Below are 24,245 nucleotides of genomic sequence, written 5' to 3'. Positions count from 1 at the left end.
TGCGCTGATCAGGAGTCGGCCGGGACGCGGACCGTGAGGCCGCCCGGGTCGACGACCGCGCGCAGGGCGACGGCCTTGCCGACCGAGTCGCCGTCGATCTCGAAGTCCTGGGGGGAGTCGAGACGCACGACGAGCTTCTTGCCCTTGTTGTAGCGCAGCGTGCGCACCTCGCGGCTGTTCGCGGCGAGGATGCGGCGGCCGACGTGCGTGCGGCGCAGGATGCCGTTCTCCCACACGATCTTGACCCAGATCTGCACCCAGCCGAAGAACCCCTCGGGGCGCAGGGCGACGATGTCGAAGATGCCGTCGTCGATCGCCGCGTCGGGCAGCAGCATGATGTTCGCCGGCAGCAGCCCGCAGTTGCCGACGATGATCGTGTGGGCGCGCATCGACTTGCGGCCCTGGTCGTCGAGCTCGTAGCGGACGTCGATGCGGTTGTCGTCGCGCAGGGCCCGTGCGATGGCGTCGACGTAGGCGAGCCAGCCGACGCGCTTCTTCAGCTCGTCGTTGGTGTTCGCGAGCATCTTGGCGTCGAGGCCGACACCTGCCATGACGACGAACGCCTTGGTCTCGCGCGAGCCGTCCTCACGCTCGATGTCGACGACGCCGAGGTCGATGTCGCGGTCGCGACCGCTGAACGCCGTCGCGATCGAGTCGTCGAGGTTGTCGAGCGAGAGCTCGAGGTTGCGGGCCAGCAGGTTGCCCGTCCCCGAGGGCAGCAGGGCGAGCGAGGCGTCGGTGCCTTGGAGGGCCTCGGCGACCGCACGCACCGTGCCGTCGCCACCGGCGGCGATCACCATGTCGACGCCCTCGGCGAGGGCCTGTTTCGTCACCTCGCCGCCCGGGTCTTCCTTGCTGGTCTCGTAGAACGTCGTGGGGCCCCAACCGTTCGAGAACTCGTGGCGCTGGACGGCCGTCTTGATCGCGTCGAGGTCGACCTTGATCGGGTTGTAGACGACCGCGGCGGTCTGGCGAGCCGTCTCGGGCTCGGGCGCCGAGGCGTGCTCGGCGGGGGAGGGGGAGGTGGCGGTCATGGGGCGAGCGTATTGGACGCGCCTCCGTGAAGTAACGAGAAGACGAAGGCTCGGTGGAGAACGTCTGCCGGGCAGGTGCCGTTGCCTAGGATGGGCGGGTGATCGATCCCCAGTTGCTCCGTGAATCCCCCGACCTCGTCAAGCTCAGCCAGCGGGCCCGGGGCGACTCCGAGTCGCTGGTCGACGACGCCGTGGCGGCCGACCAGGCCCGCCGCGCCGCGATCGCCGCCTTCGAAGACCTCCGTGCCGAGCAGAACGCCTTCGGCAAGACCGTCGCCAAGGCGCCGAAAGACGAGAAGAAGGCGCTCGTCGCGCAGGCACAGCAGCTCGCCGCCCGCGTGAAGGAGGCGCAGGTGGCCTCGAACGAGGCCGATGCGGCCTTCGACACGGCCGCGCGTGGCATCGGCAACCTGATCGTCGACGGCGTGCCCTCGGGCGGCGAAGAGAACTTCGTGACGCTCCGTGAGCACGGCACCCGCCCCTCCTTCGATTTCGAGCCGCTCGACCACGCCGACCTCGGCGAGAAGCTCGGCGCGATCGACATCAAGCGCGGCACGAAGGTGTCGGGCTCGCGCTTCTACTTCCTGCGCGGCATCGGTGCGCGCCTCGAGCTCGGCCTGATGAACATGGCCCTCGACCTCGCCCTGAAGAACGACTTCACGCCGCTGATCACCCCGACGCTCGTGCGACCCGAGGTCATGGCGGGCACCGGGTTCCTGGGCTCACACGCCGACGAGGTCTACCACCTGCCCGCCGACGACCTGTACCTGACCGGCACGAGCGAGGTCGCGCTCGCCGGGTACCACTCCGACGAGATCCTCGACGTCGAGGCGGGCCCGATCCGCTACGCCGGCTGGTCGACCTGCTACCGCCGCGAGGCCGGGGCCGCCGGCAAGGACAACCGGGGCATCCTGCGCGTGCACCAGTTCAACAAGCTCGAGATGTTCAGCTACGTGCACCCCGACCAGGCCGAGGCCGAGCACGACGCGCTCGTGGGCTTCCAAGAGGCCATGCTGCAGGCTTTGGGCCTCACCTACCGCGTGATCGACGTCGCGGCCGGCGACCTCGGCTCGAGCGCCGCGCGCAAGTTCGACATCGAGGCCTGGGTGCCGACGCAGGGCACCTACCGCGAGCTCAGCAGCACGTCGAACTGCACCACCTTCCAGGCCCGTCGGCTCGACACCCGGTACCGCACCGAAAGCGGCAAGACCGCTCCCGTCGCGACCCTCAACGGCACCCTGGCGACCACGCGCTGGCTCGTCGCGATCCTCGAGACGCACCAGCAGGCCGACGGTTCGGTGGTCGTTCCCGAGGCGCTGCGCGGCTACCTCGGCGGCCTCGAGGTCATCGAGCCGGTCGCATGAGCCAGGCCGCCGCCGCACCCCGGCCCGAGGACGAGCCCGTGGCCGCCGCCGACCGGTGGCTCGTCGCGCTCGACGTCGACGGCACGATCATGCCCGAGGACGGCACGATCTCCGAGGCCGTCCTGGGCGAGATCACGCGCCTCCACGACCAGGGCCACCAGGTCATGATCGCGACCGGGCGGTCGGTGTCGATGACCTTGCCCGTCATGGAGCGCCTCGGCCTCGTCTCGGACTACGTCGTCTGCGCGAACGGCGCGATCACCCTGGGACGTGACGAGTCGGCCCCGACGGGGTACCGCCGCGTGCACGTCGAAGAGTTCGACCCGACCCAGGTGCTGTCGACGATCCGCGAGGCCCTGGCCGACGCCGGCGCCGGTTACGCCGTCGAAGACCAAGAGGGCCTGCTGCGGTACTGCGGGTCGTTCCCCGCCGCGGCCGCGGCGCTCAACGCCGAGAAGGTCGAGTTCGACGACCTCGTCGGCCGGCCGGCGACCCGCGTGGTCGTCGTCTCGCCCGACCACGACACCGAGGACTTCCTCACCGCCGTCGAGCGCATGGGCCTGCAGCACGTCAACTACAACGTCGGCTGGACGGCCTGGCTCGACATCGCCCCCGACGGCGTCACCAAGGCCACCGCCCTCGAGCGCGTGCGTCGGTGGCTCGACGTGCCCCGGTCGCAGGTGCTGGCCGCGGGTGACGGGCGCAACGACATCGACATGCTGCGTTGGGCCGCCGGCGAGGGGCGTGGCGTCGCCATGGGTCAGGCGCCTGACGACGTCGCCGCGGTGGCCAACGAGCAGACGTCGAGCGACCTGGACGACGGGCTCGCCGAGGTGCTCGCGACGCTCTGAGCCGGCTGTTCGCCCCGGCGTGTGATCGGGGTCGTCCGCTAGACTCGGCTCCGGTTGCTCGGTTGACGCACCCCGCCACGAAATGAACACGACGCCACGACAAAACGTGGCGTTTTGACCACATCGTGGCGGCGAAGCTCACCAGGCCACCGGGAGGGCTGTCCGAGCGGCCGATGGAGCTTGTCTTGAAAACAAGTGGGCAGAGATGTCTCGTGGGTTCGAATCCCACGCCCTCCGCCAGTCGGGCCGCGCGTTCCGCACCGCGCCCTGGAGGGCGCCGACCGGGCGGACGCGTCGCTGGCGCGCCGCGGGGTTCGAATCCCACGCCCTCCGCCAGACGAGTTGCGCGTTCCGCACCGCGCCCTGGAGGGCGCCGACCGGGCGGACGCGTCGCTGGCGCGCCGCGGGGTTCGAATCCCACGCCCTCCGCCAGATGAGGCGAGGCCGGAAACCGGCCCGCGCCTCCTGGGGTGGACGGGGCTAGTGCTTGGCGGCGGCGTAGGTGGCGAAGGCCTCGCCGATCAGGGTGCTGAGCTCACGCCAGGTGGTGTCGTCGACCGAGACGGCGGAGTCGCCGTCGACGAAGCCGGCGTGCTTGTGCAGGATGTCCGAGCCCACGGCCGGCAGCACGAAGAAGTCACGCGTCCAGTCGTCGGTGTCGACCATCACCGGCGCGCGGTACCAGTCGAGGTAGCCGTCGAAGACGTCGTTGCGCTCGTCGCCCTTGAGCCAGGTCTCGACCGAGTCCCGCCACGCGTCTCGATTGGTCTCGCCGTTCATGTAGTCCTCCCGGGCCTGGTGCGTGCGGGAGCGTCCGCGACCGCCGGTCCAGTGTCCCAGGTCGGTCGCCGCGAGGGCCGCTGCGGGCGCGGCGGCACGAGCCCGTCGACGTGCCGTGCCCGGGGGGAGTGTCCCCCGAAGGGGACCATCCCGTCCCCCCGAACAGGGACTGAACGCGACGGCGCCCCCGTGTTGCACTGTTCGAGCCTCCCGCTGCGACCCCGCACCGGTCGGCACCCCGGGTGGGCCGAACACCGCCCGGGCCCCCGACACCCCAGGACCGACACCCATGACCCACATGACCCCGACGACCCGTGCCGCCCTCGTCATCGGTGCCGCCGTCGCCCTCGTGGCCGGCATCGCCGCCACCCCTGCCGCCGCCCACGCCGCCGGCCCGACCCCGACCGCGACGTCGTCCGCGGCACCCCGCACGACCGCCACGACGACCCCGCAGACCATCCGCACCGCCAGCAGCGCGACCCTCTACAAGGGCGGTCTGTTCGTCGACACGAACGGCGAGGCCGCCCGTGCCGCGGCGACGCTCTCGTCGCAGGGCCGCACCGCTGAGGCGTCGGCCGCCCGCACGATCGCCCAGCAGTCCGTCGCCACCTGGCTCGGCGGCTGGTTCACCGACGCGCAGCTCGTGCAGAAGATCGACGCCACCGTCGCCGCCGCCGAGAAGAAGGGCACCACGCCCGTCTTCGTCACCTACAACATCCCCAACCGCGACTGCGGCAGCCACTCGGCCGGGGGTTCCGCCGACAACGCGGCCTACCTCCGCTGGAACCAGCTCGTCACCTCGCGCCTCGCCGGTCACCGTGCCGCCGTCATCGTCGAACCCGACGCCCTCGCCCTGATCAGCAACTGCCCCACCCAGACGAACGGACGTGAGGCGACCATCGCCGCGGCCGTGGCTGCACTCGCCGACGCCGGGGTGCCGGCGTACATCGACGCCGGCAACTCGAACTGGGTGCCGCCGCAGACCATGGCCGCGCGCCTCAAGGCCGCGGGCGTGGACCGGGCCCGGGGCTTCGCGACCAACGTCTCGAACTACTACCCCGTCGAGTCCGAGCGGGCGTACGCCGAGAAGGTGTCGCAGGCTTCGGGAGGCGCGCGCTACGTGATCGACACGTCACGCAACGGTCGCGGCTGGAAGGGCACGTGGTGCAACGCCCCCGGCGCCGGCCTGGGGGCGGTACCGTCCGTCCAGACCGGCTCGACGAAGCTTGACGCCCTCCTCTGGATCAAGACGCCCGGGGCCAGCGACGGACAGTGCAACGCCGGGCCGGCGGCCGGCCAGTGGTTCGCGTCGTACGCCGTGCAGCTCGTCGCCAACCGCAAGGTCGGCTGAGTCCCCGGGGGCGGTCCAGGACCGTCTGCGTAGACTCTCCTTCTGCCCGTACACCGAACGGTGCACGTCCGCCCGCTCGATCCACGAGTTCTCTCGAGTCCGAGCGAGCGACCAGTGCCTTCGATGACCGAGAGGACACCGCGTGAGCGACCTTCGCGACCGATCCGGCCGTGGCCGCCGAGCTGCCCGACCCGAGGGGACCGCCTCCGGTCGCCGTGCCACCCCGGCGACGACGGGAGTCGCCCGTCACGGCCGGCTGAAGAGCGGAGGCCCGGTGCGGGCCGTCACGAAGGTGGTCGCCGCCTCCGTGGCCGTGCTGCTCGTCAGCGGAGCCTCGGTCGGTGCGATCGCGGCGTACCAGGTGCGCAGCGACCTCGGCACGGGTGTCGAACTGCAGGCGGCCCAGGGCGAGACCACCAAGCCCGCGCCCCCGTCGATCAGCGAGTACGAGGGCGGCTTCAACATCCTCGTCGTCGGGACCGACAACGACGCCAGCCAAGACCAGGGCGCCTTCGGCGAACGCGACGCGACCCTGAACGACGTCAACATCCTGCTGCACGTCTCGGCAGACCACAGCAACGCGACGGCCGTCAGCATCCCGCGCGACATGGTCGTGCCCATCCCGTCGTGTGCGAAAGAGGACGGCTCCGGGTACTACTCGGCGATGTCGGCCCGGCCGATCAACGAGGCCTATTCGTACGGCGGGCTCAGTTGCGTCGCTTCGACCGTGTCGAGCCTGACCGGTCTCGACATCCCCTTCGCGGGCATGATCTCGTTCAACGGCGTCATCGAGATGTCGAACGCCATCGGCGGTGTGCCGGTCTGCGCAGCCACCCCCATCAAGGACCGCTACACGGGTCTCGACATCCCGGCCGGCGAGTCCGTGCTGTCCGGGGCCGACGCCCTGGCCTTCCTGCGCACCCGCCACGGCGTGGGCGACGGGTCCGACCTCGGCCGCATCAGCAGCCAACAGGTCTACCTCTCGTCGCTGCTGCGGACGGTGAAGAGCGCCGACACGCTCAGCAACCCCACGAAGCTCTATTCGCTGGCCCGTGCCGCGGCCAGCAACATGACCCTGTCCGACCAGCTGACGAAGATCGACACCATGGTGCAGATCGGCCTCGCGCTGCGAGACCTGCCGCTCGACTCCGTCAACTTCGTCCAGTACCCCGGCACGACCGGTGGCTCCGGCGTCTACGAGGGCAAGGTGCAGCCCGACAAGGCCGTGGCGACCCAGCTCTTCGACGCGATCAAGAACGACGTCCCGTTCTCGATCCCCGAGGGCAGCACCGGCATCGGTTCCGAGAGCACCGCCACGGGTGACGGATCGGCTTCGAGCCAGGCCCCGGCCGCTCCGGTCGAGACGTCCTCGCCGGCCCAGACCGCGGCTCCGGTCGACACGGCGGCCCCCACCGATCCGGGCGCGGGAGCGGCGACCACGCCGCCGACGACCGAGGTCATCGAGGGCCTCACGGGTCAGACGGCGGCCGACCAGACCTGCTCGGTCGCGTTCGGCTCGAACTAGGCGCACGGCCGAGAAGTCGTCCCGGCGAGTAACCAGCTCGCCGGGACGACCGGTGACCTCAAGCGGCGGCCCGAACCGGCACGCATGAGAACCCCGCGATGCCGGGATCAGGGGTGCGGCACCGTGGGGGGTGTGGAGGCCGGCGTCGATGCCGGCGGAGCCCCTCGGACGCAGCCGTTCGGGTGCGGCGCTCGATGATGGGGCACGTGACGCGACGACTGTCGGGGAGCGTGTTCGGCAAGGGTGAACGGGCTCGTGCTGTCGAACCACTGCCCCTCGACCGTCGTCGGCGTCAGGGGTACTCTATGTGTCGGCACAAATGCCGACAAGCCGATCACGCCCCCCAGAGCGGGTGGGGCACGGGTGGTTCTGTCCACGCCCCTCCGTGCCCGACGTCCGACCGGTCGCGGGCTCGGTTTCGGCATCTGGCTCTCGGGCCGCTATGCTGGTCCCTGCGCGTTCGCTCGCGAGCCGCATGGAGCCGTCGCATAGTTCGGCCTAGTGCACCACCCTGCTAAGGTGGAGTTCCCTTTGTGGGAACCGTGGGTTCAAATCCCACCGGCTCCGCGGAAAGCCACGTCGGTTCTCTCTCTCGCCAGAGATGTTCCGGGGTGGCTTTTCTTCTGTCCGCTCCCGGGCGCCCCGGCGTCCCCCGGTGCGGTGCTCTCCCAGACGCCTGCGGCGTAGCGTGACCGGTGACGACGAGTCGTCTCGACTGCAGGGAGAACCACCGGTGAAACGCATCCACTACGCCGACGAGTACCTGGTCACCGGCGACGAGATCGCGGCGGCCGTCGTCGAGTACGCGCGGGCACTGGCCATGCAGAACGAGTCCGACATGGTCGACCTGCCGGGCATGGATCGTGGCGGCGTCCACCAGCGGTTCCAGATCCTGCTCGGCCCGGCGAGCCAGATGCTCGTCTCCGAAGAGCAGACCGACGAGGTCGAGATCGACGACGACCACCTGGTCGACGACATCGAGGCCCGCATCGACCGGCTGCGGCGCGTCGAACCCCAGACGAGCGATCCCACCGACGGCATCCCCCTGGACGCCGACGAGTTCTGAGTCCTGCCGCGTCGACGACACCTGTCGCCAGGTCGGTGTCAAGGCCCCGCGTGAGGCCGGTCGACCGACTAGCGTCGGGACGATGACTACTCCTGCGCCCGCGCGCCCCGCCGCGACCGTCGTCCCGGTCACCCTGGGAGGCGCGGGTCCGGTCGTCGGGACCGCCACCGCTCTCGTCGTCGACCAGCTGCGATCCGGCCAGGCACCGACGGTCGACGAGGCCCTCGACCTCGCGGTCGAGCTCGGTCGACACGGCGCTCTGCCCGGACTCGGATCGACGGCCGACCTCTGGCAGGCCCTGGCCACGCTCGCCGCGCACGACCTCGGTGCGGCGCGAGCCGTCGAACCGCACCTCGACGCGCTCGCCATCCTCGACCAGCACGCCGAGGACGTCGCCGCGACGTCCCCCGAGACCCTGCCCGACGAGGACGGCGGCGAGGGCTCCGTGCTGCCCGCCCGCGCCCGCACCGACGACTCCTTCACCTGGGGCGTGTTCGCCGCCGAGGGCCCCGGAGTCCGCCTCGAGGGCTCACGTCGCTCCGACGCGACCGGCGCCTGGTCGCTGACGGGCACGAAGCCCTGGTGCTCGCTCGCGGGCACGGTCGACGGCGCCCTGGTCACCGCCTGGGTCGGTGACGAGCGGCGGCTGTTCTCGGTCGACCTCCGTCAGCAGGGCGTCACCGTCACGGCCGACGCCTGGCACGCCCGGGGGCTGGTCGAGATCCCGTCCGGCCCGGTCGACTTCGACGACGTCGAGGCGCACGAGGTCGGCGCGCCCGGCTGGTACCTCGAGCGTCCCGGTTTCTCCTGGGGCGGCATCGGCGTCGCGGCGTGCTGGTACGGCGGCGCGGTCGGGGTGGCCCGCACGCTGCTCGCCGCGGCGGTGACCGCCTCGTCGCGCGCGCCGGAGCGCCCGGCCGACCCGCACCTCCTGCAGGCCCTCGGCCTCGTCGACACGCGGCTGGCCGACGCCCGCCGGGCGCTGGTCGAGGCCGCCGACCTCGTCGACGCCGGCGAGGCGACCGGTGAGGCGGGGCGGCTGCTGGCCAAGCGCGTCCGCGGGACGGTCGCGCACGCCTGCGACGAGGTGCTGGCCCGGGCCTCCCGTGCCCTCGGCCCCGCGCCGCTGGCGACCGACGCGGCCCACGCCAAGCGTGTCGCCGACCTCGAGCTCTACCTCCGCCAGCACCACGGCGAACGCGACGACGCGTCGCTCGGTCAGACGGTGCTCCGCGACGCCGCCCGCGACGGGCTCCCCACGTGGTGAGCTTCGACGGTCGCGCGCCGGGGACGCCGGTCGAGAGCTGGGAGGCCGACCCGCGCCTCCTCGCCCTGCCGTCGCTCGACGGCACCGTCGACCGGTCCGCGGTGTCACGTCTGGTCGTGCTGGCCGCCCACCCCGACGACGAGACCCTCGGTGCCGGCGGCCTGATCGCCGACGCGGCCGCCCGCGGCGTCCCGGTCACGGTCGTCGTGGTCACCGACGGCGCCGCCTCGCACCCCGGCTCGACCACGAGCGCCGAGGACCTCGTCGCGACGAGAGCCGAGGAGGCGCGGGTCGCGATCCACCTGCTGGGTCACGACGTCGAGCTGGTGCAGTGGAGCATCGCCGACGGAGCGGTCCGCGAGGCCCGTGCCGAGATCACCGAGCGGCTGAGGCCCCTGCTGCCCGGACCGGGTGGCCTGCTCGTGGCACCCTGGCGCGGGGACGGCCACCGGGACCACCGCGTGCTCGGCGAGATCGCCGCCGAGCTGGTGGCCGAGGCGGACCAGGCCGGCACGGCATTGCTCGAGTACCCGATCTGGCTGTGGCACTGGGGTTCGCCCGACCACCCCGACGTGCCCTGGCCGTCGCTGCGGCTGTCGTCCTTGGACGCCGTCGCCGACGCCGCGAAACGCTCGGCCCTCGCGGCGTACGTCTCGCAACGACGACCGCTCTCGGACGCGCCCGAGGACGCCCCCGTGCTGCACCCGGTGTTCGAGCGGCATTTCGCCCGCGGGCGCGAGGTGTTCGTGGTGGCCGGGCCGGGGTCGGGCGCCGCGGCGTCGGGTCCGGCGACCGAGGCCACGTTCGACCGGACGCACGCCCGCCGCGCCGATCCGTGGCGGGTCACGACGCGCTGGTACGAGCGCCGCAAGCGCGCCCTCACCGTGGCGTCGCTGCCGCGTGAGCGCTACGGCCGCGTGCTCGAGGTGGGCTGCTCGATCGGCGTGCTGACCGGCGACCTGGCCCCTGCGGCGGACCGTCTGCTGGCCCTCGACGTGTCGTCGGTCGCCGTGCAGGCCGCCCGCGAACGGCTCGCGAACCTGCCGCACGTCGCGGTCGAGCAGGCCGACGCCGCCGCCGACTACCCGTCGGGCACGTTCGACCTCGTCGTCCTCAGCGAGGTCGGCTACTACCTGGCCCCGGAGGCGTTCGGACGGCTCGTGGACTCGATCGTCGACGGCCTGGCCGAGGACGGCGACGTCGTCGCCTGCCACTGGACCCAGCTCGAGGGCGACTTCCGGCAGAGCGCGGACGACGTCCACGCCCGGCTGGGGGCCGACCCGCGCCTCCACCGGGTCTCGCACCACGTCGAGGGCGACTTCGTGCTCGACGTCTTCTCGCGGGACCCCCGGTCGGTCGCCGAGCGGACGGGGCTGCGATGAGCGACCCGACCGTGCGCCCGACCACGACCCGCCCCGTGCGCGCCGTCGCGGTCGTCGTCCCCGCGCACGACGAGGAGGAACTCGTCTCACGCGCCCTCGACGGCGTCGACCTGGCCCGGCGGCACACGGCCCGGACCCACCCGGAGGTGCGGGTCGTCGTCGTCCTCGTGGCCGACGCCTGCACCGACGGCACGGTCGCGGCCGCCCGTGCGCACCCTCGCGTGACCGTCGTCGAGATCGAGGCCCGCGGGGTCGGTGTCGCCCGGGCCGTCGGCGTCGACGTCGCCCTGGACGAGCTCGGCGCAGCCTCGGACGGACTGCCTTCCGGCGACCTGTCGCTCGACGCGGTGTGGCTCGCCTGCACCGACGCCGACTCGGTCGTGCCGCCCGGCTGGATCGACGACCAGCTCGACCGCGCGGCCTCGGGTGCCGACGTCGTGATCGGCACCGTCCGCCCGGACTTCGCCGACCTCTCGCCGCGCCAGATCGCGGCCTGGACCGCCCGGCACACGCCCGGACGGCCGAACGGCCACGTGCACGGCGCCAACCTCGGCGTGCGGGCTTCGTCGTACCGGGCCGTCGGCGGGTTCGCCCCGGTGGACCTGCACGAGGACAACGTCCTCGTCGACCGGCTGCGCGACGCCGGCGCGACCCTCGTCGCGTCGGACGTCGGCGAGGTGCTGACCTCGGGGCGGCGCGACGGACGCACGTCGGGCGGCTACGCGGGCTACCTCGCCGTGGACCTGCTCGCCTGACGGGACCGGCACCGCGCCTCCTGGTCCTGGTCCTGGTCCGGGTGCGGTGCCTGCCGTCGTGGACGAGCGCGGGAGGCGCGCGCGGCTCAGTCGCGCAGGGTCGCCAGGTACGCGGCCTCGCGCTCGTACCCGTCCGCGTCGTCGACGAGCCGGGGGTTGCCCAGCTCGACGGCCTTGTCGCGGCTCATCTCGGCGAGGTCGTGCAAGCGGATGATCGCGACCCGCAGCACGTCGGCCCAGGTCGCCTCGCTGCCGTAGGCGTCGAGGAGCAGTCGGACGCGCCGCTCGGCGTCGGCCATGCCGGGGGCGTTCGGCGGCGTGCGGTCGGTGAGGGGGACGGCACGCGTCGCGTAGTAGGCGAGGTCCCACAGGCGCGGGCCGGGCGAGGCGAAGTCGAAGTCGATCGCACCGACGACGTGTCCTGCGGCGTCGTAGGCGAGGTTGTGCGGTGAGAAGTCGTTGTGGCAGATCACCTCGGACGGCACCTTCACCGGGGCTTGCCACACGGCGCCGTCGAGGCCGAAGCCGATGCTCGCGTCGTGGAGACGGCGCAGCAGTCGTGCCCCCTCGACCAGGGCCTCGTCGGTGAAGACGTGGTCGGGCAGGGGATAGACGGGCACGTCGGCGTCGACGAAGCTGAGGCGTTCGCGTCCGCCTTCGATGCCCAGCGGCCGGGGGATGCCGTCCACGCCCGCGCGGGACAGGTACCTGAGGTGGCGGTGGACCGTGGGGGTCCAGGGGCCGGCGACACGGAGCACGGTGTCGCCCTGTCGGACGACCGCGTTCATGTTGCCCCCGGCCAGGACCTCACCGGCGGGGATCGCGTCGTCCAAGGGTCAGGCCACGGGGCCGAAGCCGGTGCGGAAGCGGTCGAAGGTCGTCACCCAGTAGGCGCGCAGCGCGTCGACGCGTTCGTCGTCGGTCGTCGTGTCGACCCATGGATCGTAGACGCCGCGCAGCACGGCGATGACGGCACCCCAGGTCGAGTGGATCAGGAGGGACGTGGTCAGGGCGTCTCGCGAGGGGCCGACGGCCAGGGCGATGACGTCGCCGACGCGTTCGGTCATGGGGACGCCGACCGCGAGCACGTAGGGCAGCAGGGGCTCGTGCGTCCGCAGCAGGTGGCGGAGGCTGATCATGTAGTCGACGAGCTGCGTGTCGACGGCCGACAGCAGCAACAGCTCGAGCAGGTCGATGTCGGTGCCTTCGAAGGACGCCAGCATCGACAGGTCAGAGGCGTCGACCGCCGCGCCCGCCTTGTTGAGCAGCACCGAGGCCACGGCGTCTTCCTTGCACGAATAGTGGTTGGCGAAGGTCCGTCTTGAGTAACCGGCCGAGGCGGTGACGTCTTCGACGACGAAGCCGTCGAAGCCCTTCTCGGTCGCCAATCGGAAGGCCGCATCGGCGAGCCCGCGGCTCGTCGCCCGACGCTTCTCGTCGCGCCCGCCGACCGCTTCCGTCGCGAACCGGGTCAGGTCGCCACGCGCTGGGGTCTGCTGCATCGGACCATGGTGCCGGGACTTCCTGAGAATTTCCATGCCCAATGGGCAACGGAGCCTCGAGATCGCGTATCCTTCAAGAGTCCGATTCGGGTCGGACGGCCTCGAGAGACACCAGGCACACAACCCCCTGTGAGATCGCGCAGGGTCGCGTCGGGTGCGACCCTCCAGCTGAACCACGGAGGGGGCCCGGTCCTCTCGAGACACACGCCTCGTGGCCCCCGTGGTCACGGGGCGTTCCCGTCTGCCCGGCGAGTGGTCCCCGTCCGGCACGGTCAGGTCCGCGGGAGTGACAGGCTGAGCCCATGAAGCGAGGGCGGTTGCGGGTGGTGCTGGGGGCGGCACCCGGAGTGGGCAAGACGTACACGATGCTCGAAGAGGGCGCACGGCTGCGGGCGGAGGGCGTCGACGTCGTCGTGGCCGTCGTCGAGACGCACGGGCGGCGCGCGACCTCGGCACTGGTCGGCGACCTCGAGGTCGTGCCTCGCCGGGTGGTCGTCCACCGCGGTGTCGCGTTGGACGAACTGGACCTGGAGGCGGTGCTCGCGCGGGCCCCGCAGCTGGCACTCGTCGACGAGCTCGCCCACACGAACGCCCCGGGTTCGACCCACGAGAAGCGCTGGCAGGACGTCGAGGCCCTGCTCGTCGCCGGCATCGACGTCGTCTCGACCGTCAACGTGCAGCACGTCGACTCGCTCACCGACGTGGTCGAGCGCATCACCGGGGCGACCCAACGTGAGACCGTGCCCGACGCCGTGCTGCGGGCGGCGGACCAGGTCGAACTCGTCGACCTCGCCCCACAGGCCCTGCGCGACCGGCTCGCCGAGGGCGTCGTCTACCCGGCCGACCGGGTCGACGCGGCGCTCTCGAACTACTTCCGTCTGGGCAACCTCACGGCGCTCCGCGAGCTGGCGCTGCTCTGGCTGGCCGACGAGGTCGACAGCGCGCTCAAGGCCTACCGCGACGAGCACGGCATCGACAGCACGTGGGAGGCCCGCGAGCGCGTCGTCGTCGCCCTCACCGGCGGACCCGAGGGCGAGACGTTGATCCGTCGGGGCGCCCGCATCGCCGCACGGTCGTCCGGAGGGGAGCTCGTCGCCGTGCACGTCAGCGCCCAGGACGGCCTGCGGCAGGGAGCGCCCGGAGCCCTGGCGGCGCAGCGTGCCCTGGTCGAGAAGCTCGGCGGCACGTACCACCAGGTCGTCGGCTCCGACGTGCCCCGCGCGCTCGTCGACTTCGCCCGCGGGGTGAACGCCTCACAGCTGGTGATCGGCGTCAGCCGGCGGGGGCGCCTGGCCGCGGCGTTGACCGGGCCCGGCATCGGCTCGACCGTGATCCGCGAGTCCGGTCGCATCGACGTGCACATCGTCACCCACGCCTCGGCCGGTCGCGACCGGGTGCTGCCGCGACTCGGCGGGGCCCTCTCGCGGCGCCGCGTGATCGCCGGTTTCGTGCTCGCCCTCGTGGCGGGGCCGCTGCTCACCGGGCTGCTGGCCGGGCACCGCTCCGAAGACGGCATCGCGGGCACGGTGCTGGTCTTCCAGCTGCTGGTCGTGGTGGTCGCCGTCACGGGCGGCATCTGGCCGGCCCTGCTCGCGGCGCTGCTCTCGGGCGTGACACTCGACCTCTTCTTCATCGCGCCGATCTACCAGCTGACCATCGCGGAGCCGCTGCACCTGGCCGCGCTCGTGCTGTACGTGCTCAACGCCGCCATCGTCAGCTACGTGGTCGACCAGGCCGCTCGCCGCAGTCGCGCCGCCGCCCGGGCCCTCGCCGAGACCGAGCTGCTCGCCACGGTCGCGGGCAGCGTGCTGCGCGGCCAGGACGCCCTGCAGGCCCTGATCGGGCGCACCCGCGAGGCCCTGGGCATGACCCGGGTGCGCGTCGTCCAGGGCGGGGTCCAGATCGGGGAGGCGCGGCTCACCGACGACGGACGTCCCGCACCCGGGTCCCCGGCCGAGACCACCACGTCGATCGCCGCGGGCACCGACGCGACCCTCGAACTGACCGGACCCGGACTGCAGGCAGCCGACCGGCGCCTCCTGGACGTCGTCGCGGCGCAGGTCGAGGCGGCCCTCGAGCACTCCGAGCTGAGCCGGGCCGCCGGCCAGGTCGCCCCGCTGGCCGAGGTCGACCGCATGCGCAGCGCCCTGCTCGCCGCCGTCGGCCACGACCTGCGCCGCCCGCTCGCTGCGGCGACGGCCGCCGTCAGCGGACTGCGGCAGACCGACGTCGCCTGGAGCGACGCCGACCGCGACGAGCTGCTGTCCACCGCCCACGAGAGCCTCGACTCGCTCTCGACCCTCGTCACCGACCTGCTCGACGTCAGCCGCGTGCAGGCGGGTGCGCTCGCCGTGACGCCGGCGGACGTCGACCTCGACGAGGTCGTGCTCGGCGCCCTCGACGAGCTCGGCCTGGGGCCGGCCGACGTCGAGCTGGCGCTGAGGGCGACCGTGCCGCCCGTGCGGGCCGACGCCGTGCTGCTGCAGCGCGTGGTCGTCAACCTGCTCGACAACGCCCTGCGCCACTCGCCGCCGGACGCGAGCGTCCGCATCTCGACGAGTGCCTTCGGCGACCGGGTCGAGTTGCGGGTCGTGGACCGCGGACCCGGGGTCCCGGTCGAACGGCGGGACGAGATCATGGTCGCGTTCCAGCGGTGGGGCGACACCGACAACAGCACGGGGCTCGGACTCGGCCTGGCGCTCAGCAAGGGCTTCGTGGAGGCGATGGGCGGCACGCTCGCGCTCGACGACACCCCGGGTGGCGGGCTGACCATGGTGGTCGGGCTGCCGGTGGCCGGGCCTCCCGTGGCCGGGCGCGCCGGGGCGGCCGGGGCGGCCGGGGCGGCCGGGTCGGCCGGGGCGACCGGGGCGACCGGGGACGATCGGGTACGGTCGGCCACGTGAGCTCCGTGAAGATCTTGATCGCCGACGACGACCCGCAGATCCTGCGGGCGCTCAAGGTGACCCTCGGGGCGCGCGGCTACGACGTGGTCACGGCCGGCGACGGGCGCGAGGCACTCGACCTGGCGGCGACGCAGCACCCCGACCTGGTCATGCTCGACCTCGGCATGCCGCACCTCGACGGGGTCGAGGTGATCGCCGGCCTGCGCGGCTGGTCGACCGTGCCGATCCTCGTCGTGTCGGGCCGCACCGACGCCGCCGACAAGGTCGAGGCCCTGGACGCAGGCGCCGACGACTACGTCACGAAGCCCTTCTCGATGGACGAACTGCTCGCGCGCATCCGGGCGCAGACCCGCCGACTCCCGTCGGGCACCGACGACGAGCAACCCGTGGTGGCCTTCGGCGACGTGCAGGTCGACCTCTCGGCGAAGACCGTGGTGCGTCGGGCGGGCGCCGCCGGCGCTGCGGGGGCGGCCGGGGGTGGGGGCACCGGCGGCGAGTCGGTGCGACTGACGCCGACCGAGTGGAAGATCCTCGAGCTGCTGCTGCACAGCCCCGACAAGCTGATCACGCGCGAGACCATCCTGACCGAGGTCTGGGGTCCCTTCCACGCGAAGGACACCGGCTACCTGAGGCTCTACTTCGCCCAACTCCGCAAGAAGCTCGAGCCCGTGCCGGCCGCCCCCCGGCACCTCGTCACGGTGCTCGGCATGGGCTACCGCTTCGTGCCCGACGCCGACGCGCAGGCCGTCCGGGGGTCGTGACCGCGGTCGCCGCCGAGATCCTCACGGTTTCCTAACGCCGGACGACCCCATCAGGAGGCGCGGGAGGCTTAGCGTGGCAGGGCGCGTGCCTGCCTCCCGGCCGGTGCGCCCCGCACGTCCGAGAGGAACCCGTGACCGCGCAACCCGAGTCACCCGCCAGGGTCGAACCATCGACCCCCCACGCGACCGAGCGACGGATGCGCAGCTGGCTGCTCCACGGCCTCACCGAGACCGCGGGCACGCACCAGGGGCCGCACGCCGAGACCCCCGAGAAGACCCACTCGTGGTGGCGGGTGATGTGCCTGACCGGCGTCGACTACTTCTCGACCCTCGGATACCAGCCGGCGATCGCGGCCGTCGCGGCCGGTCTGCTCTCGCCGCTCGCGACCATCGTGCTCGTGTTGCTGACCCTCTTCGGCGCCCTGCCGGTCTACCGCCGGGTCGCCCGCGAGAGCCCCCGTGGTGAGGGGTCGATCGCGATGCTCGAGCGGCTGCTGCCCTGGTGGGGCGGCAAACTGTTCGTCCTCGTGCTGCTCGGATTCGCTGCCACCGACTTCATGATCACCATCACCCTGTCGGCGGCCGACGCCACGGCACATGCGGTCGAGAACCCGTTCGCGCCGTCCTGGTTCCACGGGGCCGAGGTGCCGCTGACGCTCGTGCTCGTCGCGTTGCTCGCCGCCGTCTTCCTGCGCGGGTTCCGCGAGGCGATCGGCATCGCGGTCGTGCTCGTCGCGATCTTCCTGACGCTCAACCTCGTCGTCATCGCCGTCTCGCTCTTCCACATCGGTGAGAACCCGGTCGTCATCGGCAACTGGTGGGACGCCCTGACGGTGCAGCACGGCAACCCCTTCGTCATGGTCGGCATCGCCCTGATCGTCTTCCCGAAGCTGGCCCTCGGCCTGTCGGGCTTCGAGACCGGGGTGGCGGTCATGCCGCAGATCACGGGCGACCCGACCGACACTCCGGCCCAACCGGTCGGACGCATCCGTGGGGCCCGGCGCCTGCTCGCCACGGCCGCCATCATCATGAGCTCGTTCCTCATCCTGTCGAGCTTCGTCACGACCCTGCTGATCCCTCAGGCCGAGTTCCAGGCCGGCGGGTCGGCCAACGGTCGCGCCCTGGCGTTCCTGGCGCACCAGTACCTCGGCGACGGCTTCGGCACGCTGTACGACGTCAGCACCATCTGCATCCTGTGGTTCGCCGGGGCGTCGGCCATGGCCGGGCTGCTCAACCTCGTGCCGCGCTACCTGCCGCGCTACGGCATGGCGCCGCAGTGGGCCCGAGCCGTCCGACCCCTCGTCCTGGTCTTCACGGTGATCGCGTTCGTCATCACCATCGTGTTCGAGGCGGACGTCGACGCCCAGGGCGGTGCCTACGCGACGGGAGTGCTCGTGTTGATCACCAGCGCCTCCGTGGCCGTGACGCTGTCGGCGCGACGGGCGCGCCAGCGCAAGCGCACGATCGGCTTCGGGATCGTCGCTCTCGTGTTCGTCTACACGACCGTCACCAACGTCGTCGAGCGCCCCGACGGCGTGCGCATCGCCGCGATCTTCATCATCGGGATCATCGCGGTGTCGCTCGTCTCGCGCGTGCAGCGGTCGTTCCAGCTGCGCGCGACGTCGGTCACCCTCGACGACACAGCCCTCTCGTACGTGCGCGAGGACGCGGACGAGTACGGCACGATCCGCGTCATCGCCCACGAGCCGGGGCGCGAGGTCGCCGAGATCTACAAGAAGAAGCTGTCGGCCGAGCGCAAGTACAGCGGCATCCCGCAGCGCTCGCCGGTCATCTTCCTCGAGGTGCACAAGGGCGACTCGTCGAACTTCGAGGAGGACCTCGTCGTCACCGGGCACGCCCTGCACGGCTACCGGGTGCTGCGCACGACGAGCGGCGCCGTGCCGAACGCCGTGGCCAGCGTGCTGCTGGCGATCCGCGACGAGACCGGCGTCGTGCCCGACATCTACTTCGAGTGGACCGAGGGCAACCCGCTGTCGAACATGGGACGGTTCTTCCTGACCGGGGTGGGCGAGGTCGCGCCGGTGACCCGCGAGGTGCTGCGGAGGGCCGAGCCCTCGCGCAGCCGCCGCCCCGACGTGCACGTCAGCTAGCCGCCCCGCGACCGCGCCCGCCCGGCCGCCCGCCCGGCGCCCTCGCCCTGCCGCCCGCCCTGCCGCCCGCGCCCTGACGAACCACGTTCCGCGCGATGAACCACGAAGCTTCGTGGTTTATCGCGCGGAACGGGGTTCATCGCGACGACCCTGTGAATCGACGTGCCGCTATGCGGGCGGCTGCCGTCACCCGCCGCGGGTCCAGGCACGCTCCCGCTGGCCGCAGGAGACCGGCGAGGCGCACGGGTTCGACGAGGTCCAGGTAGTCGCTGTGGACGACAGCTCTCACCTCGGGGCACGCCAAGAGTCTCTGATCTCGACGGGCTCGGTCGCGCATCACCTCGGCAGGCGTCCTCCCGTGGAGCATGCGCGGATCGGTGAGTTTGACGTATCCGTCGAACTCGACGGCGGTGCCTGATGCCGCGAGGAAGGCGTCACATCGGCCCACCACGTCTCCCTCGGGGCTGATGAACCGGCGCTGAAGTTCCACCTGGGACAGCCCCAGTTCGAAGAGCACGACCCTCAAGAGAGATTCGCCACCGCTTTCAGCCCACGGGGAGGCGAATTCGATCGCACGCCTGGCGGCTCGTCCACCGGGGTGCGATGTCGGGCCGAGGCGGGCCAAGAGTTCAACTCGTTGTTCACCGAGGGCGGCCACGACTGCCGGTCCCGTCCGGTGGCCCTCGGGCAGGACGAGCTGCCTCAACACGGCATCTGCGCACAAGACGGCGTCGGCGAACGGTTCGACGCGTGCGACGTCCACAGCGGTGCGGGCGAGCGACGTCACCGCCATCCCGTCGATGATCTCGACGTCGTCGGCCCGGACGTGGCCCGGGCGGCGGAGCAGATGCGTCGACCGTCTCGTCGTTGCTCGCCTCGGATCGATCACGCTCACGACGTCCGGATGCTCCTCGAGCACTCGTGGCAGCCCGAGCGCGGCCGCTGCGGACGAATGGGAGACCACGCACCCGCCTCCGAGTCCCGACATGACGGCGTGGCTCAACAGCACGTGTCGGTCACGCCCGTCGAGGGGTGACCACTCGTCGGTGCGGACGTAGACACCGCGATGGAGGCGCGTCAGGGTGCCGGTTCGGACGCCGGCACGCAGGGCGGCCGTCTCGCGGGAGCCGTCGCCGTGGGTCGCGGCGAAGAGGAGCGTGCACGGAGGGAGGGAAGGAGGAGTCATGCCGAGACTGTTCCTGCCGAACGCGGCAGGGCGGGGTGTCACGGCGGCGGTCGGGGACGGAGGGGCGAACGTGCGGGTTGTGGAAGAGGCGAGGCCGAACCCCGTTCCGTGCGATGAACCACGAAGCTTCGTGGTTCATCGCACGGAGCGGGGTTCATGGGTAGGGAGGAGGGGCAGGCAGGCGCGGGGCGGGCGGGCAGGCAGGCGCGGGGCGGGCGGGGAGGAGGCGCGGGGCGGGGCGGGACGCGGGGGCGGGAGGCGCGGCAGGCAGGCAGCAGGAGGCGCGGGGCGGGGAGGACGCTTCGGCGGGGTACGGCGCTCAGCTTGGCCGCCGGCAGCGCTCCTCCTGTACTGCTGGGAGCATGACCGACTCCCGCTCCTTGCCCTACCCCCTCGGCGTGACGCCCCTGCCCGACGGCGGTGCCCACGTCGCGGTGTACTCCGAGACCGCCGACCACGTCTGGTTCTGCCTGTTCGACGACGAGGCCGACGGCGGCACCGAGCGCCGCTTCGAGCTGACGAACCGCACCGGTCACGTCTTCCACGCCGTGGTCGAGGAGGCGCGGGTCGGCTCGCGCTACGGCCTCCGTGTCGCAGGCCCCTGGGACCCGGCCGCCGGCCTCCGCCACAACGAGCACAAGCTGCTGCTCGACCCCTACGCGACCGCGCTCGACGGCACGTTCGACTGGGGCCAGGCCGTCTTCGGCCACGACATGAACGAGCCCGAGACGCGCGACGACACCGACTCCGCCGACGCCATGCCCCGCAACGTCATCGCCGACCGCGACTTCGACTGGGGCGACGACCGGCGTCCGCTCACGCCGATGGAGGACACGGTCGTCTACGAGGTGCACGTCAAGGGCTTCACGCAGACGCACCCGGACGTGCCCGAGGACATCCGGGGCACCTACGCCGGCATGGGTCACCCCGCCGCGATCAAGCACTTCACCGACCTGGGCGTCACCGCCGTCGAGCTGCTGCCCACGCACCAGTTCGTGCAGGACAGCCACCTCGAGGAGAAGGGCCTGCGCAACTACTGGGGCTACAACTCGATCGGCTTCTTCGCGCCGCACGACGAGTACGCGTCGAAGGCCGCGGGCACGGCCGGCGGCCAGGTCGCCGAGTTCAAGCAGATGGTCAAGGACCTCCACGCCGCCGGCCTCGAGGTGTGGATGGACGTCGTCTACAACCACACGGCCGAGGGCAACCACATGGGCCCGACCATCTCGTTCAAGGGCATCGACAACGCCGCCTACTACCGTCTGGTCGAGGGCGACGAGGGCAACTACTTCGACACGACCGGCACGGGCAACAGCCTGAACGTCAGCCACCCGGCGGCACTCGCCCTGATCATGGACAGCCTGCGCTACTGGGTCACCGAGATGCACGTCGACGGCTTCCGCTTCGACCTCGCCACGACCCTCACCCGTCAGGGCGGCGAGGCCAGCGAGCACAGCGCGTTCCTCACGCTGATCCACCAGGACCCGGTGCTGCAGAGCGTCAAGATGATCGCCGAGCCCTGGGACACCGCCGGCTACCAGGTCGGTGGCTTCCCGGCCGACTGGTCCGAGTGGAACGGCAAGTTCCGCGACGACGTCCGCGAGTTCTGGAACGGCGAACCCGGCGTCCTGTCCACGTTCTCGGACCGCGTCCTCGGCAGCCCCGACGTCTACGAGGGCGACCGTCGGTCGCCGCTGTCGAGCGTCAACTTCGTCACCGCGCACGACGGCTTCACCCTCGCCGACCTGACGAGCTACGCCGAGAAGCACAACGAGGAGAACGGCGAGGACAGCCAGGACGGCGAGAGCGACAACAAGTCGTTCAACGGCGGCGCCGAGGGTCCGACCGAGGACCCCGCGGTCAACGAGTACCGCGACCGCCAGCGCCGGAACTTCCTCGGCACGTTGCTGCTCAGCGCCGGCGTGCCGATGATCCTCGGCGGTGACGAGATCGCGCGCAGCCAGGGCGGCAACAACAACGCGTACTGCCAGGACAGCGAGATCTCGTGGTTCGACTGGGAGCGTGCCGACCGTGACCTGCTCGCCTTCACGACCGAGCTGATCACGCTGCGCCGGGAGAACCCCGCGCTGCGTCCCGACTGGTTCCGGTACGCCCCCGAGGTCGAGAGCGACGACCACGTGCAGGTGCGCCGTGCCGACGACCACTCGTTCTCGAGCGGTGACTGGCAGCAGGGCGAGAACAAGGCGATCACCTTCGTGCTGACCCACAAGGACGCCGACGCGTTCGCCTACCTCGTCAACGGCTCGACCGCGGTCGTCGAGTTCAACGTGCCCGACGCGCCCCACGGCGAGTGGGAGCTCGCCTCGTCGAGCGACCCCGGCCAGCAGGTCGAGGGCGCCGTCACGACGCTGCTCGTGCGCGACGCGAGCTTCACGCTGCTGCGGAGCCGCGCCTCCTAGGCTCCGACGACGCGAGCGCAGGAGGCGCGGTGCGGGTCCTCGGGACCGGCACCGCGCCTCCTGCGTGCACCGGGCACACGAAAGACCGCCGCCCCGAGGGGACGGCGGTCGTCGTGTGGGCCGGCCGAGGCCGGGCCGGGATCAGGCGGTGGCGAGCTGCTGCGCCGCGGGGGCGAAGAAGTCCGCGTAGCTCGGGCCCGGCGTGATGTCGACGACGGTGCCGCAGACGACGGGCTCGCGGTCGGCCTGCGACCGGTGGGCCCGGACGGCGGGTCGACGCTTGGGGTAGACCTCGATGCGGGCGGCGGGCACCCGGCGGTCGGCCACGTAGTGACCGGTCACGTCGACGGAGCGACGGACGTGTGCCACGAGCTGGTCGTGGCTGAGACGGGAGAGGTCGGCGGCGTTCATGCCGTGGCCTCCGCCAGGAGGAATGCGCTGATGTCGATCGGCTCGGTGGGAGCCAGGTCGTGCGCGAGGGGGTGGTGCCCGGAGGCGTGGACGATGTTCATTGTTCTGCTCATCTCTGCGGCCCTGCGACCGCGTGCGGAACGGGGTGGTGCGGGTCGCGTCGCCGTGAATCGACGCGTTCCCGACTCTCGCAGGTCGCCGTTCGATCGCCACCATCGGCCGACGCATCGTTCGCAAGGTGGACATCCGTTCGAACGACGGTCGAGGCCGTGCGGTGTGTCCGCCCCGAGTCGTGAGCAGGGCTCAGTCGCGACGGGCCCAGAGCGCCTCGACGAGCGAGGTCGTCAGGTCGTGGTCGATCGCGAAGGGCCGCCCGTCGAGGTCCGACACCGGGGCGATCTGGCGCCCGCTCGACAGCAGCCACAGGGCGTCGGCCTCGTGCACGCGGGCGAGGGGCAGCAGCTCGTACGCGGTCTCGTGGCCGAGGTCCGCCAGGGCGTCGAACACGGCGGCCTGCGTCGTGCCCTCGAGGATGCCCTGGTCGGTGCGTGGCGTGACGAAGCGGTCGCCGAAGCGCGCGACGAGCGAGGCCGACGGCCCCTCGAGCGCGTACCCGTCGCTGCTCACGAAGAGCACGTCGTCGGCCCCGCGCCGGGCGGCCTCGCGCAGCACGCTCTTGTTCACGGCGTACGAGAGCGTCTTCGCGCCCTGGAGCAGCCACGGCGAGGTCTGCGCGACGTCGTGCCGGTAGCCGCGGTCGAGCGCCACGACGCGGATGCCGTCGCGACGTTCGGCGGCGTGGTCCTCGTAGACCTCGGTGCGTGCCCAGGCGGTCGGCTCGCTGTCGGGCACGCCCTCGAGGCCGCGCGTCACGATCAACTTGGTCAACGCGAACGGCACGGGCGCGTGGGCGGCGGCGGAGGCGAGCACCGCCTCGCGGATCAGGTCGAGGTCGAGGTCGGGCAGGTCGAGCAGCGCCGCCGAGCGGGCCAGGCGTCGCAGGTGCGGCTCGAGGGCCTGCACGGCCCCGTCGACGACGCCGAACGCCTCGAAGATGCCGTCGCCGCGGGTCACGCCCAGGTCGACGACGTTCACGGTCGGCTCGGTCGCGTCGGCGACGTGCCACCCGGGACCCTCGCCTCGGGCGCCGGCCCGGGCCCGGTCGATCACCACGAGCACGGGGGCAGGAGGTGCGGTGTCGGTCGTGGGGGAGGCGTCGGCAGCGAGGTCGGTCACGCCCTCGACCGTACCTCGGGCCGGGGTTTTCGCTTTGTGGACAGGCTGTGGAGAATCGCTCGTCGTCGAGAGGTTAGACGCTCTCGCGACCCGGAGTGGCTGGGTCGCTGCTCGACGGCGGACATCGGGCGTCGAATCGTTGGCCTGGCTAGGCGGTCTAGCTATTTTCTGCGCCTGAACAGGGGTTTCTCGAACGATGCGTCCTTGGCGTGCCCAGACAGCGGAGGTACCGTGAACGAGCCCGCCCATGGTGGGCGCGTGGTGCCCGGCGGGCCGAGAGCTTCTTCACGGGGCGGCCCGCCCGGCACCACACCACACGCGCCGAAGGGCCGCACCGTCG

General features: G+C 72.0%; 19 protein-coding genes and 2 tRNA genes. 14 read left to right on the top strand and 7 right to left on the bottom strand.

What is annotated here, in order from left to right:
* Positions 1 to 8 precede the first annotated feature (8 nt).
* Complete coding sequence (locus AC1MBW_RS04605; RefSeq protein ID WP_054145089.1) at positions 9 to 1,034, bottom strand: diacylglycerol/lipid kinase family protein; 1,026 nt, start codon at positions 1,032 to 1,034, stop codon at positions 9 to 11.
* Positions 1,035 to 1,132: 98 nt separating this feature from the next.
* Between AC1MBW_RS04605 and serS the strand changes: the two genes are divergently transcribed.
* The 3 genes from serS (at position 1,133) to AC1MBW_RS04590 (ending at position 3,489) form a co-directional block, all read left to right on the top strand.
* Positions 1,133 to 2,398: a serine--tRNA ligase gene (serS, locus tag AC1MBW_RS04600; protein WP_480025609.1), complete on the top strand. Its 1,266-nt coding sequence runs from the start codon at positions 1,133 to 1,135 to the stop codon at positions 2,396 to 2,398.
* Entirely contained in the window at positions 2,395 to 3,249 is an 855-nt protein-coding gene (locus AC1MBW_RS04595) for an HAD family hydrolase (RefSeq protein ID WP_200908303.1), read from the top strand. The genes serS and AC1MBW_RS04595 overlap by 4 nt, the downstream gene beginning before the upstream one ends.
* A gap of 152 nt (positions 3,250 to 3,401) precedes the next feature.
* Positions 3,402 to 3,489 (top strand) — tRNA-Ser (locus AC1MBW_RS04590).
* Positions 3,490 to 3,729: 240 nt separating this feature from the next.
* Here AC1MBW_RS04590 and AC1MBW_RS04585 read toward each other — a convergent pair.
* Positions 3,730 to 4,029 (bottom strand): hypothetical protein, encoded by a 300-nt coding sequence (locus AC1MBW_RS04585; protein ID WP_480025608.1) that lies wholly within the window; start codon positions 4,027 to 4,029, stop codon positions 3,730 to 3,732.
* A 289-nt stretch (positions 4,030 to 4,318) separates the two neighbouring features.
* Between AC1MBW_RS04585 and AC1MBW_RS04580 the strand changes: the two genes are divergently transcribed.
* From AC1MBW_RS04580 to AC1MBW_RS04550, 7 genes are all read left to right on the top strand, one after another.
* On the top strand, positions 4,319 to 5,380 hold the full coding sequence (locus AC1MBW_RS04580) for a glycoside hydrolase family 6 protein (protein WP_480025607.1): 1,062 nt from the start codon (positions 4,319 to 4,321) through the stop codon (positions 5,378 to 5,380).
* A 142-nt stretch (positions 5,381 to 5,522) separates the two neighbouring features.
* Positions 5,523 to 6,905 (top strand): LCP family protein, encoded by a 1,383-nt coding sequence (locus AC1MBW_RS04575; RefSeq protein WP_082383118.1) that lies wholly within the window; start codon positions 5,523 to 5,525, stop codon positions 6,903 to 6,905.
* A gap of 477 nt (positions 6,906 to 7,382) precedes the next feature.
* Positions 7,383 to 7,472 (top strand) — tRNA-Ser (locus AC1MBW_RS04570).
* A 166-nt stretch (positions 7,473 to 7,638) separates the two neighbouring features.
* Positions 7,639 to 7,971 (top strand): hypothetical protein, encoded by a 333-nt coding sequence (locus AC1MBW_RS04565; RefSeq protein ID WP_054144965.1) that lies wholly within the window; start codon positions 7,639 to 7,641, stop codon positions 7,969 to 7,971.
* An 82-nt stretch (positions 7,972 to 8,053) separates the two neighbouring features.
* Positions 8,054 to 9,238 carry an acyl-CoA dehydrogenase gene (locus AC1MBW_RS04560; RefSeq protein WP_480025606.1) on the top strand — a complete coding sequence of 395 codons (1,185 nt, stop codon included), beginning with the start codon at positions 8,054 to 8,056 and terminating at the stop codon, positions 9,236 to 9,238.
* The gene (locus tag AC1MBW_RS04555; protein WP_480025605.1) at positions 9,232 to 10,620 is read left to right on the top strand and encodes a PIG-L family deacetylase; all 1,389 of its coding nucleotides are present in this window, start codon (positions 9,232 to 9,234) and stop codon (positions 10,618 to 10,620) included. The genes AC1MBW_RS04560 and AC1MBW_RS04555 overlap by 7 nt, the downstream gene beginning before the upstream one ends.
* Positions 10,617 to 11,375: a glycosyltransferase family 2 protein gene (locus AC1MBW_RS04550; protein WP_480025604.1), complete on the top strand. Its 759-nt coding sequence runs from the start codon at positions 10,617 to 10,619 to the stop codon at positions 11,373 to 11,375. Before AC1MBW_RS04555 ends, AC1MBW_RS04550 begins: the two co-directional genes overlap by 4 nt.
* 86 nt (positions 11,376 to 11,461) lie before the next feature.
* Here AC1MBW_RS04550 and AC1MBW_RS04545 read toward each other — a convergent pair whose 3' ends face one another.
* Positions 11,462 to 12,208: a phosphotransferase gene (locus AC1MBW_RS04545; protein ID WP_480025603.1), complete on the bottom strand. Its 747-nt coding sequence runs from the start codon at positions 12,206 to 12,208 to the stop codon at positions 11,462 to 11,464.
* Between the two features lie 3 nt (positions 12,209 to 12,211).
* Complete coding sequence (locus tag AC1MBW_RS04540; protein ID WP_054144969.1) at positions 12,212 to 12,877, bottom strand: TetR family transcriptional regulator; 666 nt, start codon at positions 12,875 to 12,877, stop codon at positions 12,212 to 12,214.
* Positions 12,878 to 13,179: 302 nt separating this feature from the next.
* On the opposite strand from AC1MBW_RS04540, the gene AC1MBW_RS04535 reads away from it, so the two are divergent.
* The 3 genes from AC1MBW_RS04535 to AC1MBW_RS04525 all read left to right on the top strand — a co-directional run bounded on the left by AC1MBW_RS04535 (position 13,180) and on the right by AC1MBW_RS04525 (position 18,652).
* Positions 13,180 to 15,780 carry an ATP-binding protein gene (locus AC1MBW_RS04535; protein ID WP_480025602.1) on the top strand — a complete coding sequence of 867 codons (2,601 nt, stop codon included), beginning with the start codon at positions 13,180 to 13,182 and terminating at the stop codon, positions 15,778 to 15,780.
* Positions 15,781 to 15,785: 5 nt separating this feature from the next.
* A complete protein-coding gene (locus tag AC1MBW_RS04530; protein WP_480026074.1) occupies positions 15,786 to 16,541 on the top strand; it encodes a response regulator in 756 nt (251 codons plus the stop codon).
* A 131-nt stretch (positions 16,542 to 16,672) separates the two neighbouring features.
* Complete coding sequence (locus tag AC1MBW_RS04525) at positions 16,673 to 18,652, top strand: APC family permease (RefSeq protein WP_369813573.1); 1,980 nt, start codon at positions 16,673 to 16,675, stop codon at positions 18,650 to 18,652.
* Between the two features lie 136 nt (positions 18,653 to 18,788).
* On the opposite strand, the gene AC1MBW_RS04520 is transcribed toward AC1MBW_RS04525, so the two are convergent.
* Positions 18,789 to 19,838: a hypothetical protein gene (locus AC1MBW_RS04520; protein ID WP_480025601.1), complete on the bottom strand. Its 1,050-nt coding sequence runs from the start codon at positions 19,836 to 19,838 to the stop codon at positions 18,789 to 18,791.
* A gap of 362 nt (positions 19,839 to 20,200) precedes the next feature.
* Here AC1MBW_RS04520 and glgX point away from each other — a divergent pair, with 362 nt between their 5' ends.
* Entirely contained in the window at positions 20,201 to 22,258 is a 2,058-nt protein-coding gene (gene glgX / locus AC1MBW_RS04515; RefSeq protein ID WP_480025600.1) for a glycogen debranching protein GlgX, read from the top strand.
* A 141-nt stretch (positions 22,259 to 22,399) separates the two neighbouring features.
* On the opposite strand, the gene AC1MBW_RS04510 is transcribed toward glgX, so the two are convergent.
* Positions 22,400 to 22,669 carry a hypothetical protein gene (locus AC1MBW_RS04510; protein WP_054145917.1) on the bottom strand — a complete coding sequence of 90 codons (270 nt, stop codon included), beginning with the start codon at positions 22,667 to 22,669 and terminating at the stop codon, positions 22,400 to 22,402.
* A gap of 303 nt (positions 22,670 to 22,972) precedes the next feature.
* Positions 22,973 to 23,905: an aminodeoxychorismate lyase gene (locus tag AC1MBW_RS04505; RefSeq protein WP_235451002.1), complete on the bottom strand. Its 933-nt coding sequence runs from the start codon at positions 23,903 to 23,905 to the stop codon at positions 22,973 to 22,975.
* Between the last annotated feature and the right edge of the window lie 340 nt (positions 23,906 to 24,245).

The organism is Frigoribacterium sp. AP1 (genome assembly GCF_056680555.1).
Note: the sequence above shows the minus strand (reverse complement) of the source record. Positions and strands in the feature narration are given on the sequence as shown.